Below are 15,778 nucleotides of genomic sequence, written 5' to 3'. Positions count from 1 at the left end.
GTTGGCTTGTCAGGAGACGTTGAGTCCCACTCGGTGCATGGTGTTGTTGAGGTAGCCCTTGGGGTTCCAGTTGATGGCGAAAGGCTGCATCACTCCTCCGCTATCGGTGGCCCGTGCCCAGACTTCGAAATAACCCGGCTGTGGGAATTTGACCTTGGCTCGCCAGTTTTGCCAGGCGCCGTCATTGACGGGGCTATCAAGCTCCGCCGTTTGCCAGGTCGCCCCAAAATCGATCGAGATCTCCAGTTGTTTAACCGTGCGGTCACCCGACCAGGCGTGACCACGAACTTCGGTTTCCAGGTCTGAAGCTGCATTGTTGGCCGGATAGGTGATCAATGACTTAACCGGCATGCGTTCGATGATGACAAAATCTTTCTTATCCACCTTGGTGCCCGGAGCCACAGGACGGTTGGGAATCCGGTAAGCGGTTCCGGTCATCTTAGGACCGTCATGGACCACATCTCGCAGTTGAATACGCTTCAGCCATTTTTGCGAACAGGAGCCGGGCCAACCCGGAACAACCAGGCGCAGGGGCGCGCCGTTGTGGGGATGTAGAGGCTCACCGTTCATCTCAAAGGCGATCAGAATGTTGTCGGTCATTGCCTTGTCGATCGGTAGGCCCCGGGAGATGGGTAGTTTTCCCTGCTTGCCGGAAAGATGGGCGTCGGCGCCGTAGTGGGCGGTGTAAACAACGCTCTTCTGGACCCCGGCCTTTTCGAGGACGTCCTTGAGGCGCACGCCGGTCCATTCCGAGCAAGCCACGGCGCCATAGGTCCATTGGTTCCCTTTGGCGGGTGGGTCAAAGAAAGCACGGCCATTGCCTCCGCACTCGATCGTCAGGGCTCGGGTGACCACCTCAAATTGCTTTTTCAGGTCGGCGATGCTCAGCGTCAGCGGAGTCTCGACCAAACCGTCGATGGTCAGCTCCCAGGTTTCAGGGTTTACCTCGGTGGGAGGAATGCCGTTATTCCGGATAAAGTGTCGGTTTGTCGGGGTGATGGGATCATCGAGCAATGCCGGCGGGGTTTCGGCATTGACGGGGCGATCGTTGAGCAGGGTCAGCCCGTCTTTTCCGACCAGTACAGCTTCGTCGGCAAAGGCTGCCGGAATCAGCCCGGAGGGCATGTTGCGGTGAAAGGGGATGGCACCTCCAACCATGGTGATCATGGTTGCAAGTCCTGCATTTTTGAGAAAGCCGCGACGGTCTGCATATGAAGTGCGGCCAAAAAATTCTTTGTCTGCCTTTTGCGGATTGGCCGCAAAGAATTCACTGACAGTTGACTTCGTTTTGTTATCCATGGGTTTTTCCTCTTGATGAGGGGAAGTGGATGCTATGCCGTCATGGCTACCTCGTTTAGCTAAGATCTAGAAAATTGTAGACGGGGTTGTCGGGGATGCACAAAAAAAGGAGCACCGAGGTGCTCCTTTTTGTCAGCTGGTTTTTCAGCTTTGCGTATGGATCAAAGGCTTAGCCTTTGTTCTCCATCTGCTGCTTGATCAGGTCACCGATGGTGGTCGGGCCGGATACTTCGGCAGCTTGCTGCTGGTTCAGCTGCTGGATCGCTTCCTTCTCGTCGGCAGCGTCTTTGGCCTTGATCGACAGGCTGATCGAACGGTTCTTACGATCAACGTTGATGATCTTGGCTTCAACCTGCTGGCCTTCTTTCAGCGCGTCACGGGCGTCTTCGACGCGGTCTACGCTGATTTCAGAAACCTTCATGAAGCCTTCAACGCTCTCGGCCAGCTCGATCTGAGCGGCTTTGGCGTCAACAGACTTGACGGTACCAGTGACGATGGAACCCTTGTTGTTGGCAGCAACGTAGTCGCTGAAGGGGTCGCCGTCGAGCTGCTTGATGCCCAGGGAGATGCGCTCTTTCTCGGCATCGATGGACAGGATAACCGCTTCAACCTGCTCGCCTTTCTTGAAGTTGCGCAGTGCAGCTTCGTTGTCGGCTTCCCAGGAGATGTCGGACATGTGTACCAGGCCGTCCAGATCGCCTTCCAGACCAACGAAGATACCGAAATCGGTGATGGTCTTGATGGTGCCGGAAACTTTGTCGCCAGTGGAGAACTTCTCAGAGAAGCTAACCCACGGGTTGCCGGTGCACTGCTTGATGCCCAGGGAGATACGACGACGCTCTTCGTCGACGTCCAGAACCATAACTTCGATCTCATCACCGACCTGAACAACTTTGGACGGGTGGATGTTCTTGTTGGTCCAAGACATTTCGGAAACGTGTACCAGACCTTCAACGCCATCTTCCAGAGACGCGAAGCAGCCGTAGTCGGTCAGGTTGGTAACGCGAGCAGCAACCTTGGTGTTGGACGGGTAGCGCTGCTTGATGTCGGCCCACGGATCTTCCTGCAGTTGCTTCAGACCCAGAGACAGACGACCGGTTTCCTTGTCGAACTTGATGACCTTAACGGTGATCTCGTCGCCCGGAGTCAGCATGTCGCTCGGGTGAGAGATACGCTTCCAAGCCATGTCGGTGATGTGCAGCAGGCCGTCAACACCGCCCAGATCTACGAATGCACCGTAGTTGGTCAGGTTCTTAACGAAGCCTTTAACTTCCATGCCTTCCTGGATGGTGGCCAGCAGCTCTTCACGCTGAGCGCTGTTGGCTTCTTGCAGAACGGCACGACGGGAAACAACGATGTTGTTGCGCTTGGGATCCAGCTTGATCAGCTTGAACTCCAGCTCTTTACCTTCGAGGTGGTCTACGTCGCGTACCGGACGCACGTCAACCAGAGAGCCAGGCAGGAAGCCCTGAATGTTGTTGATCGCAACAGTGAAGCCACCCTTGACCTTGCCATTGATGACACCGGTAACAGTCTCTTCTGCGTCGAAGGCCTTCTGCAGCTTCTGCCAGGTTTCGGCACGCTTGGCTTTCTCGCGGGACAGTTTGGTCTCACCGAAGCCGTCTTCAACAGCTTCCAGAGCTACGGTCACTTCGTCACCAACTTCAATCTCCAGTTCGGCGGAGGCGCTGACGAATTGTGCACGGGGGATAACTGCTTCGGACTTCAGGCCGGCGTTAACAGTAACCCAGTCGTCGTCGATGTCGATAACGGTACCGGTTACCAGTGAACCTGGCTTCATATCGATCTCTTTGATCGACTCCTCAAACAGTTCAGCAAAGCTTTCGCTCATTTTTAGTCCTATACGGGAGCAACCTGTGGCCCCGTTCCGGGTACCCAAGTCAGACTCCACAGTAAGCCTGTATTGTCAGCGATACAGGTCAGTTCAATAGTATCTTTGGTCGTGCCCCGCTGACGGTTGACAGCACGCAAAAGATAAAAAGATGCGAAATTATACAGGAGAACTGATCGCTGTGCACCGAAAGTGGTGAGAAATTCATCGAAAACCGCCGCCGGGGCGGCGGCGTGACTCAAAGATAGGCCTGAAGTTGCTGGTCCAGCTGGGTTGCGCAGGGTTGGGTGAACTCCGTGACCGTGCGTTGTAAAGCCGGCGACATGTACTCCGGATCCTGTTCACGCAGGGCGTTGATAAGCTGGCGCTCGCTCAGGGCATTATCTACCGCAAACTTCAGGCTGTCGGCGTAGCAGAAGGCGTAGCGGGTTAGCAGGTTGTTGATGATCTCATCCTTGGTCGGTTCGTTCAGGATCAACCGGTTCTTCCGGCTGAAGTCAGCGTAATGATTGGCCGCCGCCAGGCTCATGGCCTGTTTCTGAAAACTGCTGAAACGGGCGCTTTCCTGTAGCTGATCAAACAGCTGAGTCAGTATCTCATGGGCTCGTTTTCGCTCTTCGGCGATCGGTAACGGCGCATAGCGCTCGGTCCCCTGGCGGTATTGTTCGAGTTCAGCAAGCTCTTTGGTCTGGTCATTGAGCTGCTTTTTCAGGCTGATTACCCGGGCCAGCAGCTTGGCTTTATCGGTCTCCAGCGAAGAGATCAGTTGGTTGGTGGGAGAGCCGTCAGCGGCCGAAGCACTGCTGACTATCATTGGGGTTTCGACCGGTTCGGCCTGAACATGCTCGATTCGCTCGCCGGTTTTTTTCTTCGGCTTAATCACCTTGGACGGATCCAGATCGGAGCGCTTCAGCAGTGCATCAACCTGACGATTCAGGGCTTTCAGGCAGGGAAGGTGGATACTCTGATAGTCCTGTCCCAGGTTGCCGGTCAACGAGTCGGTGCCGTCATCCGACAGCGCTTGCAGGATCTGAATCTCTTCGGAGCGGTTATTGGTGACAAAGGGCAGGTTTTCACCGAGGCAGAGACCGTAGGAGGGCAGCAGTTTGATCAGCTCGTCTTTGACCTCTTCGAACAGAATCAGACCGTTGGTGCGGACGATCTCGGTAAACAGGTTGGCGCTGGCTAGATGGACCGCCTGGCGCTGAAAACGGCTGAACTCGGCGACATCCGAGGAGGTGTCGAAGTACTCGCGTAGAATTCCCTGGGCGCGGATCCGCTCCTCGGTCAGGCGTTCGGGCGCGAAACGCTCATTCTCGGCCTGATAGCTGCGCAGCTCCTTCAAGGGCACGCTCAGCTGTGCCAATTCATGCTCCAGCTTGGTCACCTCCACCAGTAATTCATCCTTGTCGCGGCTCAAGGCCAGGATGACCTTTTCGGTGGGCGAGAGCTTTTTCTCCTGAATTGAGGGCGGCAGTTGCACCTGGCCGTCTTCCAGCCCGTAGGTGGCACCATCGGGACCGGAGGACATCGGAATCACTTTGGATCCGAAGTCGGCCAGGCTCTCGACGTTTTCACTGTGCACTTTCTCGACTTCGATCGAGATGAAGTAGCCGGCGACACCGGCGATGGCCAGCACCACAACAGCGACGCCGATCATAATGATCTGTTTGGGTGACATAGAAGGTCCTGCCGCGTAATTAATCCTCGGGATCAGTGCATCGCGGTGGTTTGAATACTGAGGAGATCGATCAGGATCTCGGTGCCCTCGCGCAGCAGCGCATCCTGCTCCAGATCGATCTCATCGTTGACCGGTTGTTCCGCCTGCAGCTCCGCCAGAGAGCCCAGCTGGGGCAGGTTTTTGGCGTGTCGGCGGCGATTCTCGATCTGTAGCTGTTCCGCTTCGGTACGCTCACGCAGCTCGCGTAGTGCCTGTTCATTCAGCGGTAGGCTGTCGCGCTGGCGTTGCAGGCGATGGTCGAACTCCTCCTTCAATGCGATCAGGTCGGGTTCGGTATTGGCGCGTTGGTGATGGCGCTGTTCGATTGCCGCCAGCTGGCTTTGCGACAGGGCCTGGCTGCTTTTGTGGGGCAGTGCCTTGACCTGATCCCAGGCCAGGGCGCCGTGTTCGCTGCTCTCACCCACCTTGCTGATATCGAAGCGCCCCGGCAGGCTGATATGGGGAGTTACGCCTTTGTTCTGGGTACTGGTGCCGGAGATCCGATAGAACATCTGCTGGGTCAGCTTCAGTTGCCCGTGATTGAGGGGGAACAGAGCCTGCACGGTGCCCTTGCCGTAGGTCTGGCTGCCGATAACCAGACCGCGGTTGTAATCCTTGATGGCTCCGGCAAAGATCTCCGACGCCGAAGCGCTGAGTCGGTTGACCATCACCGCGAGCGGGATATCGAAGAATTTCGGGTTATGGTCCGACTCCACCCGGATGCGCCCCCAGGCGTCCTTGATTTGAACCACCGGTCCCTGCGGGATAAACAATCCGGTCAGCTCCACCGACTCCTTCAGCGAGCCGCCGCCGTTATTGCGTAGATCGATGATCAGCCCCTGGGCGCCTTCGTCGATCAGCTCGCCCAGTAGACGCTCAACGTCGCGAGTGGTACTGCGATAGTCGGGATCGCCGGCCTGCAATGCACGGAAATCGATATAGAAGGTGGGGATGCTGATCACACCCAGCTTGTAGGGTTGGCCGTCACGTTCGAGTTCGAGCAGTTTTTTCTGCGCCGCCTGTTCCTCCAGTTTCACCTTGTTACGAACGATACGGATGATCTTCGGGTTCTTGCCTTTATCCTCGGCAGTGCTGACCTGCAGCCGCACGGTGGAACCCTTGGGGCCACGAATCAGCTCGACCACTTCGTCCAGCCGCCAGCCGACCACGTCGACAATCTCGCCGACCTCACCCTGACCGACACCGGTGATCAGATCCGACGGTTTCAGCTGACCCTGCTTGTCGGCGGGTCCGGCCGGTACCAGGCGTACCACCCGGGTGTGCTCATCCTGAATCTGCAGCACGGCGCCGATGCCTTCGAGCGACAGGCGCATATTGATATTGAAGTTCTCCGTCAGTCGCGGTGAGAAGTACTGGGTGTGGGGGTCGAACAGACCGGCGTAGCTATTGGCGAACACCCCGAAGGCGTCTTCGGCGGTGCTTTGGGACAGTCGGTGAAGTTGGTTGTTATAGCGTCGGCTCAGGGTCTTTGCGGCTTCCTCCAGAGTTTTATCCGACAGCTTCAGGTTCAGTACGAGACTCTTCAGGCGTTTGCGCCAAAGCTGATCCTGCTCTTTGTGATCGGTCGGCCAGGGAGCCTCGCTGCGCTCGGTCACGATCTGTTCGTCACGTTCGAAATCGAGTTTATCCAGGCCCTGCTCGATCAGCCCGAGCATAAAGTTGAGCCGTTCGGTCGCACGCTGCTGGTAGCGATTGTAGATAGTGAACGCCGGTTCGCTGTCACCGGCACGGATCGCGTCGTCGAAGCGATGCCGATACTGCTCAAACTCATCAATATCCGACTGCAGAAAGTACAGTCGCGAGGGGTCGAGTCGCTCGAGTTGCAGATCGAGCAGCTCGGACGAGAGTTCATCGTCCAGATAGCGTTTTTTGTAGTGCCCGAAACGCAGGGTCTTGGCCAGACTCTTCAGGGTTTCCTGATGAACGGGATCCGGTTCCAGCACCGAGTAGCTGGCTTGTACCAACGGGCTGCTGAACCAGACCAGGGCCAACAGCGGGGTAAAGAATGAACAGAGGGATCGCATGGGCAATGATTACCGTTTGTTGTCGATGACGGTTGATGAAGCTTACTCGCAGGTTCCTTTGGTTAGGACCGACCAAAGCGCTGGCAGGTTCCCGAACAGCAGGATACCATCTGTACCCTTTGCAATGGAGCCGGTGGTGATAACTGTGACAAAAACCCTGACTAAGCTGTTACTGATTACTAGTGTAGCGCTGACTTTGGCCGGATGTGACAACGAGCTGCTGTCGAGAATTGATACGCTGGAGCAGCAGGCTGAAGCGAATGCTCAGGCGGGGCAGAAATTTCTGGCTGAGAACGGCGCCAAGGACGGGGTGATTAGCACCGATAGCGGACTGCAGTACCGGGTGCTGAAAAGCGGCACCGGGCCGTCACCGACGCTGCAGGACCGGGTTCGGGCCCATTACCGTGGCACGCTGATCGATGGTAGTGAATTCGACAGCTCCTATGCCCGAGGCGAGGCGGCCTCGTTTCCGGTCAACGGCCTGATTCCGGGCTGGCAGGAAGCGCTGCAATTGATGAAAGTGGGCGACCACTGGGAGCTGTATGTACCGTCCGGGCTGGCTTACGGCAAACGCAGCCCATCGCCGAAAATTCCCTCCCAATCTACCCTGATCTTTGAGCTGGAACTGGTGGAGATCGAATAACATGCTGGCAATGAAGACCGAGTCCTTTAATCAGTCGCTGCTCGATTACCTGCAGCGTTCACCGACACCGTTCCATGCTACCGCCAACCTGGTCGAAAGCCTTAAACAGGCGGGGTTTGTCGGTCTGAACGAGGGGGAGGCCTGGCAGCTTGAAGCCGGCGGTCGTTACTACCTGGTACGCTCCGATGCGTCGGTGATCGCCTTGGTGTTGCCCAAACAGGCCTCGTTGGCGGAAACCGGCCTGCGAATGGTCGGCGCCCATACCGACAGTCCCTGTCTGAAGGTCAAACCACAACCGGAACGGATCAATCAGGGCTATTTCCAGCTTGGCGTCGAAGTCTACGGCGGCGCACTGCTCAATCCCTGGTTTGACCGTGATCTGTCGCTGGCCGGTCGGGTCAGTTTTATCGATGCCCAAGGCAATCTGGCCCACTGTCTGGTCGATTTCGAAGATCCGATTGCGGTGGTGCCGAGTCTGGCGATCCATCTGGACCGGGAGGCCAACAAGGAACGTACCGTCAACCCGCAGCTGCATCTGCCATTGGTGCTGGCGATCGCGCCGGAGAACAGCGAGCCGAAACTGCGGGAGTTGTTGCTGGATCAGGTTCGCCAACAGCTCCCGGATGCCGAGCGGGTACTGGATTTTGACCTGTGTTGCTATGACACCAATCCGCCGGCGCTGATCGGACTGCAGCGGCAATTTATCGCCTCGGCTCGGCTCGATAACCTGCTCAGCTGTTTTGTCGGCCTGCAGGCGATGCTGGGGGCGCTGGAGCAGGACGATTCGGATCAAGGCATGCTGCTGGTGTGCAATGATCACGAAGAGGTGGGTAGCGTGTCGGATTCGGGTGCTGACGGGCCGATGCTGGAGCAACTGCTGGCGCGTCTGGTACCGGAGATCGAGCCACGCCAGCGGATGCTGGCCAATTCGGTGATGATCTCGGCCGATAACGCCCATGGTATCCACCCCAACTACAGCGATAAGCACGACGCCAACCATGGGCCGCTGTTGAATGCCGGACCGGTGATCAAGATCAACGCCAATCAGCGCTATGCGACCAACTCCAAAACCAGCGCGCTGTTCCGGCACCTGGCCGAGCTGGAGCAGGTGCCGGTGCAGGCCTTTACCGTCCGGACCGATATGGCATGCGGCAGCACCATCGGACCATTGACCGCAGCCCGGATCGGGGTGCCGACGCTGGATATCGGGGTGCCGACCTTCGGCATGCATTCGATCCGTGAACTGGCCGGCAGCGAAGATGCCTATAACCTGTGTCGAGTGCTACAGCGATTCTATCGGGGTTAAGCGCTTCCGCGGTGATGTGAGAGTTGCTTCACCACCTTGAATGCGGCGTCGGTCATGACTACCCGCGCTCCTTGAGAGTCGATATGGCGCTGCCGCTGCTAAGAGCCGCCTGCTGCTGGTGGTGACTGATTCGGCACAGGTGGTGACTGACCCGTCTTAGCCAGCGTAGCGCTTCGAGCTGGTCGGTACCCTGGGGGACGTTCAGCTCTCCGTGACCGATGGCGTTGGCGATCCGGTCGCGCTGCGGATCGGCGAGTCGCTCCACTTCGGTTCGGGTCTGGCGACTGGCGGCCTCGGCCTGCTGCCAGCGTCGTCGGTCAATGGCCTCCAGGATCAAGCGATTACTGTCGATCAGCTTCAGTCTGACCGGTTCCAGGTCGAGACTGACACGGGCGCAACTGGCCCGATCTTCCTCCTCTTCACAACGCTCATGCAGGCGCTGCAGATGGTCCAGTGAATGGATCATGGCGACCAGGCGATCCCAGTTCAGACTGCCGGAGGATTGCAGATGGATCTGGTCGGTGAACTGATGGGTTTCGTCCAACGCTCGTTGTAACGGCACCAGCGCAATCCGCTGACAGGCTGAATCGCCGAGTAATGCATTGGTGTGAGCGGTCAGCGCCGCCAGCTGACGATCGATACTCAGTTGTACCGCATTGAGGGCCAGCTCGGGCTGTTCCAGCAAAACCGGGTCCAGATTACCGGTGTAGCGGGGGGCGTGGTCGGGGACCAAGCGCTCCAGCAGCTCCGCAAACTGACGGCTGAACGGCAGGACCAGCAGCACACCGATCAGGTTGAAGCTGCTGTGGAAGGCGACCAGCGATAGTTCGGCCTGCCGTTGCAGTAGTTGGGGATCAAGCTGGCTGCAGAGCCAGACGAAAGGGCCGATCAGCAGCAAGGCCATGGCGCCGGTCAGCAGGTTGTAGATCACGTGGGAGTAACCGGTCCGGCGGCTGCCGACCGAACCACCCAGGGTTGCCATCAGTGCGGTGACGGTGGTGCCGATATCCATGCCGATCACCAAGGCGGCGGCCTGCTCGAAACCGATAAAACCACTGTGAATCGCGGTCAGGGTGGTGGCCACCCCGGCGCTGGAGGATTGGGTCACCAGCGTAAAGGCGATCCCCAGCAAGACCAGTTGCAGCCGGCCGCCCAGGGTATCCGCCGGCAGCTGTTCGAAGCTGAACAGTTGTTGCAGTCCGGTCATGCCCAGCTGCAGTTGCTGGATTCCGATAAAGATCAGCGCAAAGCCGGCCAGCGCCAGGCCGCCTTCGGCCAGCCTTCCTCGGCCAAACAGCTTCAGCATCGTGCCGATAAAGATCAACGGGAACGCCAGGGTACTGAGTTTGAGCTTGAAACCCAGCAGTGCCACCAACCAGCCGGTGATGGTGGTACCCAGGTTGGCGCCGAAGATGATTCCCAGCGCATTGCTGAAGCTCATCAGCTCGGCGGCGACAAAGCCGACCGCAGCGACGGTGGTGGCACTGGAGGATTGGAGGATCGCCGTACAGCAGGCGCCGACCAGGGCGCCGGAGGTTGGGGTGCGGGTCGAGCGCATCAACCAGTCGCGCAGTCGCTCCCCGGCCAGCGCTTTCAGACCGCTGGTCATGATCACCATGCCGAGCAGAAACAGCCCCAGGCCACCGAGGCCTTGGATCAAACCGGGAAACTGCTGAAGAAGACTGCTGTCAGCCATCGACCACTCCCTGGAGGGCTGCTACCGAGTGTGGATGCCGTTGCGCAAGGCTATAGCAAGTTTTAGCACGGCCTGAACGCCAGGGCTATTGGAAAAACGGGCGAAGCTGGGTGGGGATTGCCGAAGAGGGGGGAGGGTAGCGCTGTCTTATCGGGAGAGGGCTGACCCCGACCGGTGACGGTCGGGGCGCTGTAGGGGGCGTCTCAGCGGACGTACTCGAACATCTTAACGACTTTCTGTACCCCGACGGTGTTGCGAGTGATCTCCACGGCCAGGTTGGCCTGATCGTCACTGACCAGACCCAGCAGGTAGACGGCGCCGTTTTCGGTGACCACTTTGATACGGGTGGACTTGAGGTTCTGTTCGGCCAGCATCTTGGCTTTGATCTTGGCCGTCAACCAGGTGTCGTTGCTGCGAACGATCGCTGAGGTTGGGCCGGCTACGGTCAGTTCGTTATGGATCTTACGGACCTTGCGGACCTCCCCAACCACCGATTCGGTCAGCTGGCGGGCGTTATCGTTGGGTACCTGACCGGTCAGTAACACGATGCCGTTGAAGCTGGTGACGGCAATATGGGACTGCTTCAGCTCTTCGGAAGCCTTGGAGATATTGACCAACGATTTAATCTCGATCAGCTCATCATCGATAAAGCTGCCGGTGGTTCGGCTGGTCGGTTCTTCGCTGATCGGCTCCTCTTTGGTGGCGCTGATCAGATTGGAGCAGCCGGACAGACCAAACAGGCTGAGCAGGACGATAACGGCAACGGATTGGGCTTTCATGGTTTACTCGTATCCACCGAAAAGTTGATGTTCAATCAGATCGCACAGGGCGTGCGTGATGAGCAAATGTACCTCATGCACCAGCGCCTTAGAAGGGCTGGGGATGCGGATTTCCAATTCATCGTTGCCCAGAATTGCACCGATATCCTTGCTGTCACCGCCGGTCAGGGCGATCACGCCCATTCCGCGATCATGAGCCGCCTGGATCGCCTGGATCAGGCTGGTGGAGCGGCCGTCGGAGCTGAAGGTCAGCAGGATGTCGCCGGGCTGACCCAGGGCGCGAATCTGCTTGGAGTAGACGTCGGTAAAGTGGGTGTCGTTGGCAATGGCGCTCAGGGTGGCGCTCTCGGCCCCGAGGGTAATCGTCGGCAGTCCGGGACGTTCGTGCTGGTAGCGGTTCAGCATCAGCGCGCTGAAATGCTGGGCCAACGCAGCCGATCCGCCATTACCGCAGCAGAGAACTTTATTCTCGGCCACCAGGCAGTGAAACAGCTGCTCGGCGGCTTGAGCGATCTGGGGGGTAAAGGTCTCGATCACGTGGGCTTTGAGATCGAGACTCTGATGAAAATGGTTAATAACGCGTTGTTGCAGATCCATAGCCGGGCTCTGGGCGGGTTAACGACGGTGACTTTTTTAATCCGATCGGTTAATTGCTGCAACCGTCAAAGGCATTTTGAAGCCAGTCGATCTGCAGCGAGCCGCCATTATCAGGCTGACAGGCGACAACATCAAACCGGCAGGCTTGCGATTGGTATTGGGGGTGCTGCTGCAGGAACAGTGCAGCACTGCGGCTGAGCTTCTGTTGCTTGCGCCAATCGACACTCTCGGCGGCACTGCCGAAACCGGCCCGTTGGCGGTAGCGGACCTCGACAAAGGCCAGCGTATTGCCGTCGCGCATAATCAGGTCGATCTCACCACAGCGGGCGGTGAAGTTGCGCATCACCGGGGTCAGCCCCCGGCTGACCAGATACTGTTCGACCTGTTGCTCGATCGCTTCGCCACGGCTGCGGCTCATGGCTGCTCACTGGCCTGCGGCAGAATCAGACCATCCTTGATCAGCAGCCAGGGTTGGGTTCGGCTGACCTGTCCCAGCAGATCGATCGACAGGCGGCCGCTTTGGCCTTGCAGATGGGCATCCGGGAGTTCTTGCAGCAGCTGGAGGTAGGGAATCAGCCGGTAGCTGTCCAGTCCCAGGGCATAGAGCCGACCGAAGCGACTGCGGGTATTGTCCCGATAGGGTTCTATCCGGGCCCGAGCAGGGTTGTGGGGCTCGATCACCCAGGGCATCGCGTTGAAGCGGATGCCGTTCAGGTCCTGATAGCGGTTGGCATCGGGCTGGCCGTCGAACAGGTGGGAGGTGGCGTACACCGGCAGATCGCTGGCGTAGTGGAACGCCAGGGTCGGTTTGATCTGACGGGCATCCTTGTTCAGTGCGGTCATAAACAGCAGATCCGGGTCCTGGCGCCGACGGGGTTCAAACTCGAACGGCTGGCGGATCAGGTTGGCCAGTTCCTTGGCCCGGGCTTCGCTCTGGTCGGTGGCCAGCAGATGACTGATACGGTCAGAGAAATCCTTCTCGCCGGTAAAGCTCCCGCTGCCGGCGATGACGCCGCCGAGGGCCTGCCAGCGGCTGATAAAGGCTTGCCGGATACGGTCGCCCCAACTGGTCGCCGGCGTCAGGGTCAGGGCGACCCGATGACCGTCGGCCCAGGCCTGATCGGCACTCTGGATCGCTTCATCTTCGGTGCGCAGGCCAAACTGGTACAGATTCAAGGTGCTGGTGGCACTGTCGACGCTGTTAAGCGCCAGGGTCGGAATCGATAACCCGGGGCGTTCGGTCAGCTGTCGCAAACGGTTTTTATCCAGCGGCCCGATCACCAGATCCACCTGCTGCTGTTGGGCTTCGAGATAGAACTGCTGCAGATCGTCGATCTGGGCGCTGTCAAAGAAGCTGACCCGGGCCGGTGTCTGGCCCTGTTGCAGTTGTTGGTAGTGGGCGTTCATCAGGCCTTCGATGACGGCACGCCCCGGCTTAGCCAGCTTGCCGGTCTGCGGCAGCAACACGGCGATATGGGCAGGCCGGTCGGCGCTGAATTGACGCAGCTGCTGCAACGACTGCGGCAAGTTGGTCGCGGCCGGATGCATACCCCAGAGGCTGTACCAGCTATCCAGCGCTTCGGTCAGTTGGATTACATCCTGGTCGGGGCGCCGACTCAACTGGGCCAGCTCATACCAGCCCTGCTCCAGATAGCTGTTCTCCTGTTGCAGCACCTGCGCCAGCTCGGAGGGTTCGAGTCGCTCCAGCAGCAGCCAGATCTCGTCGGCCAGCTGCGGCTGCTGTTCCAGCGGTGCGCTTTCCGACTCGCTGATCAGCGCCTGTAGCGTTGCCTGGGTATCGCCGATTTGGCGGTAATTATCACTGCGCAGGGCGATATAACGGCGGTAGTCCTCGGCAACCAACAACCGCGGATTTTCGATACGAGCCAGCCATTGCTGGCTCTGCTCGGCCTGTTGCAAGGCGTTGGCTGCTTCGGCTTGCAACAGCCACAGGCGCAGCTGTTGCAGTTCGGGCAGCAGCAGCGGATTGATCTGGGCCAGCAGTTCGGCGGCACTGGTGTATTCCTGCTGTTGCAGCAATTTTTCCGCAGCCGCTAGTGTATACTCCGCTCTCGCCAACGGTGCGGCCGTTTCAGCCTGCAGCAATAACTGCTCGACCTCGGTCAGCTCTCGTCCTTGCGGCGTTTCCGGCTCCGAGGGCGGCGTTGTGGAGGGAGGCTGGCTGGTACAGCCTGCCACGAGCAGGCCGAGCAGCAGCACGGCGTTAATGCTTCTGAACAGCTTCACTTTCGTTTTTGACCCGTCTGTGCGTGGTTGCGGACCGCAATGGGGATTCATCATTATGACAGCAGCCTGTCTCTATATCGTTTCAACCCCGATCGGCAACTTGGGGGATATCTCTGCCCGAGCACTGGAAACCCTGCAATCGGTTGAGCTGATTGCGGCTGAAGACACCCGGCATTCGGCCCGGCTGCTGCAGCATTTCGGTATAACGACGCCGATGTGGGCACTACACGACCATAACGAGCGGGCGCAGGCGGATAGAATAGTACAGCGTTTGTCCGAGGGAGCAAATATTGCGCTGATCTCGGATGCCGGAACACCGCTGATCTCCGACCCCGGCTTTCATCTGGTTCGGGCGGTACGTCATGCGGGGTTTCGGGTGGTGCCGGTGCCGGGTGCCTGTGCCCTGATCGCAGCGTTGTCCGCGTCCGGTCTGCCGACCGACCGGTTCGCCTTTGAAGGTTTTGTGCCGGCCAAAAATCAGGCCCGGTTACAGCGGTTACAGGCGGTGGCGGAGGACACCCGTACGCTGATGTTTTACGAGTCGCCCCACCGTCTGTTGGAAACCCTGCGGGCGATGTTGGAGGTGTTTGGCCCGGACCGCTATCTGGTATTGGCAAGAGAGCTGACCAAGACCTTCGAAACCATCCACGGCGATTCACTTGGGAATCTGATCGAATGGGTCGAAGCTGATGCCAACCAGCAGAAGGGCGAGTTTGTACTGTTGCTGCAGGGCGCCGAACCGGCGGTTGAAGGTGCTGATCTGGGCACGGAAGAGCGGCGGGTTCTGTCACTGCTGCTGGAAGAACTGAGCGTCAAGCAGGCATCGGCGTTGGCGGCGAAGATCTGCTCGGGCAAGAAAAAGCAGTTTTATCAGGCGGCACTGGCGATGCGCGCCGACAATGACAGATGATTCGCCTGGCTTGAATCGCTTTGTTTGATCTTGATTGATTGAACCCCATTGGTAAAGCACGTACCATCCGCCGCTGAGATCGCCAGACAGTCGCTGCCGTCTTCGGACGGGGGAGGAAAGTCCGGGCTCCAAAGGGCAGGGTGCCAGGTAACACCTGGGGGGCGCGAGCCTACGGCCAGTGCAGCAGAGAGTAGACCGCCTAAGTTATCCTCGGATAGCCGGTAAGGGTGAAAGGGTGCGGTAAGAGCGCACCGCGTGGGTGGCAACATTCCACGGCATGGTAAACCCCACCTGGAGCAAGACCAAATAGGGATCCATTGGCGTGGCCCGCGCTGGATCCGGGTAGGTTGCTTGAGGCCTGCGGCGACGCAGGTCCCAGATGAATGACTGTCCACGACAGAACCCGGCTTACGGCGATCTCAACTTCTTTTCTTCGTTCTGCTACCCGCTACTGGACCAGCCGATAGTTTGCCCGGCTCCTGTCGAGGCTTCAAAGAACACATCAATCTCGGCCAGCGGCAAGGGCTTGGAAATCAGATATCCCTGAATGGCGACTTCGTTGCTCAGTTCTCTGAGCATCTCCAGCTGTTGCTGCGTTTCAACCCCTTCGGCAATCACTTTCAGGTTCATGCTCTGGCTCATCTGAATGATGGCTTCAACGATTCCCTGTTCAAACTGGTCTTC

General features: G+C 58.5%; 13 protein-coding genes and 1 other RNA gene. 4 read left to right on the top strand and 10 right to left on the bottom strand.

The annotated features are described in order from the left end of the window. Nucleotides 1–9: 9 nt before the first annotated feature. The 4 genes from ACO05M_RS17250 to ACO05M_RS17235 all read right to left on the bottom strand — a co-directional run bounded on the left by ACO05M_RS17250 (nucleotide 10) and on the right by ACO05M_RS17235 (nucleotide 6,916). Nucleotides 10–1,167, bottom strand: coding sequence for a sulfite oxidase (locus ACO05M_RS17250; protein WP_421865749.1), 1,158 nt, complete (start codon nucleotides 1,165–1,167; stop codon nucleotides 10–12). Between the two features lie 301 nt (nucleotides 1,168–1,468). Beyond that, on the bottom strand, nucleotides 1,469–3,151 hold the full coding sequence (rpsA, locus tag ACO05M_RS17245; RefSeq protein ID WP_114695291.1) for a 30S ribosomal protein S1: 1,683 nt from the start codon (nucleotides 3,149–3,151) through the stop codon (nucleotides 1,469–1,471). 238 nt (nucleotides 3,152–3,389) lie between these two features. Next, the gene (locus tag ACO05M_RS17240) at nucleotides 3,390–4,832 is read right to left on the bottom strand and encodes a hypothetical protein (protein WP_421865746.1); all 1,443 of its coding nucleotides are present in this window, start codon (nucleotides 4,830–4,832) and stop codon (nucleotides 3,390–3,392) included. Between the two features lie 32 nt (nucleotides 4,833–4,864). Beyond that, the gene (locus ACO05M_RS17235) at nucleotides 4,865–6,916 is read right to left on the bottom strand and encodes a carboxy terminal-processing peptidase (RefSeq protein WP_421865743.1); all 2,052 of its coding nucleotides are present in this window, start codon (nucleotides 6,914–6,916) and stop codon (nucleotides 4,865–4,867) included. A 136-nt stretch (nucleotides 6,917–7,052) separates the two neighbouring features. On the opposite strand from ACO05M_RS17235, the gene ACO05M_RS17230 reads away from it, so the two are divergent. Together ACO05M_RS17230 and ACO05M_RS17225 are read left to right on the top strand one after the other, a co-directional pair. Continuing rightward, the gene (locus tag ACO05M_RS17230) at nucleotides 7,053–7,559 is read left to right on the top strand and encodes an FKBP-type peptidyl-prolyl cis-trans isomerase (protein WP_421865740.1); all 507 of its coding nucleotides are present in this window, start codon (nucleotides 7,053–7,055) and stop codon (nucleotides 7,557–7,559) included. Nucleotides 7,560–7,569: 10 nt separating this feature from the next. Then, nucleotides 7,570–8,865, top strand: a complete 1,296-nt coding sequence (locus ACO05M_RS17225) for a M18 family aminopeptidase (RefSeq protein WP_421870784.1) — start codon at nucleotides 7,570–7,572, stop codon at nucleotides 8,863–8,865. A 58-nt stretch (nucleotides 8,866–8,923) separates the two neighbouring features. Here ACO05M_RS17225 and ACO05M_RS17220 read toward each other — a convergent pair whose 3' ends face one another. The 5 genes from ACO05M_RS17220 to ACO05M_RS17200 form a co-directional block, all read right to left on the bottom strand. Further along, complete coding sequence (locus ACO05M_RS17220) at nucleotides 8,924–10,561, bottom strand: Na/Pi cotransporter family protein (RefSeq protein WP_421865737.1); 1,638 nt, start codon at nucleotides 10,559–10,561, stop codon at nucleotides 8,924–8,926. Between the two features lie 203 nt (nucleotides 10,562–10,764). Continuing rightward, nucleotides 10,765–11,340, bottom strand: coding sequence for a BON domain-containing protein (locus tag ACO05M_RS17215; protein ID WP_421865734.1), 576 nt, complete (start codon nucleotides 11,338–11,340; stop codon nucleotides 10,765–10,767). Nucleotides 11,341–11,343: 3 nt separating this feature from the next. Beyond that, nucleotides 11,344–11,937, bottom strand: coding sequence for an SIS domain-containing protein (locus ACO05M_RS17210; protein WP_421865732.1), 594 nt, complete (start codon nucleotides 11,935–11,937; stop codon nucleotides 11,344–11,346). Between the two features lie 49 nt (nucleotides 11,938–11,986). After that, nucleotides 11,987–12,355 carry a YraN family protein gene (locus ACO05M_RS17205; RefSeq protein WP_421865730.1) on the bottom strand — a complete coding sequence of 123 codons (369 nt, stop codon included), beginning with the start codon at nucleotides 12,353–12,355 and terminating at the stop codon, nucleotides 11,987–11,989. Continuing rightward, nucleotides 12,352–14,184 (bottom strand): penicillin-binding protein activator, encoded by a 1,833-nt coding sequence (locus ACO05M_RS17200; protein ID WP_421865728.1) that lies wholly within the window; start codon nucleotides 14,182–14,184, stop codon nucleotides 12,352–12,354. The genes ACO05M_RS17205 and ACO05M_RS17200 overlap by 4 nt, the downstream gene beginning before the upstream one ends. A gap of 55 nt (nucleotides 14,185–14,239) precedes the next feature. On the opposite strand from ACO05M_RS17200, the gene rsmI reads away from it, so the two are divergent. Together rsmI and rnpB are read left to right on the top strand one after the other, a co-directional pair. Next, a complete protein-coding gene (gene rsmI, locus ACO05M_RS17195; RefSeq protein WP_421865726.1) occupies nucleotides 14,240–15,094 on the top strand; it encodes a 16S rRNA (cytidine(1402)-2'-O)-methyltransferase in 855 nt (284 codons plus the stop codon). A 74-nt stretch (nucleotides 15,095–15,168) separates the two neighbouring features. Further along, nucleotides 15,169–15,520: RNase P RNA component class A (gene rnpB / locus ACO05M_RS17190), an RNA gene on the top strand. A 15-nt stretch (nucleotides 15,521–15,535) separates the two neighbouring features. Here the strand turns inward: rnpB and ACO05M_RS17185 are convergent. Next, nucleotides 15,536–15,757, bottom strand: coding sequence for an EAL domain-containing protein (locus ACO05M_RS17185; RefSeq protein WP_421870780.1), 222 nt, complete (start codon nucleotides 15,755–15,757; stop codon nucleotides 15,536–15,538). Between the last annotated feature and the right edge of the window lie 21 nt (nucleotides 15,758–15,778).

Origin of the sequence: Motiliproteus sp., from assembly GCF_965230735.1 — a bacterium.
Lineage (GTDB): Bacteria > Pseudomonadota > Gammaproteobacteria > Pseudomonadales > Balneatricaceae > Motiliproteus.
Note: the sequence above shows the minus strand (reverse complement) of the source record. Positions and strands in the feature narration are given on the sequence as shown.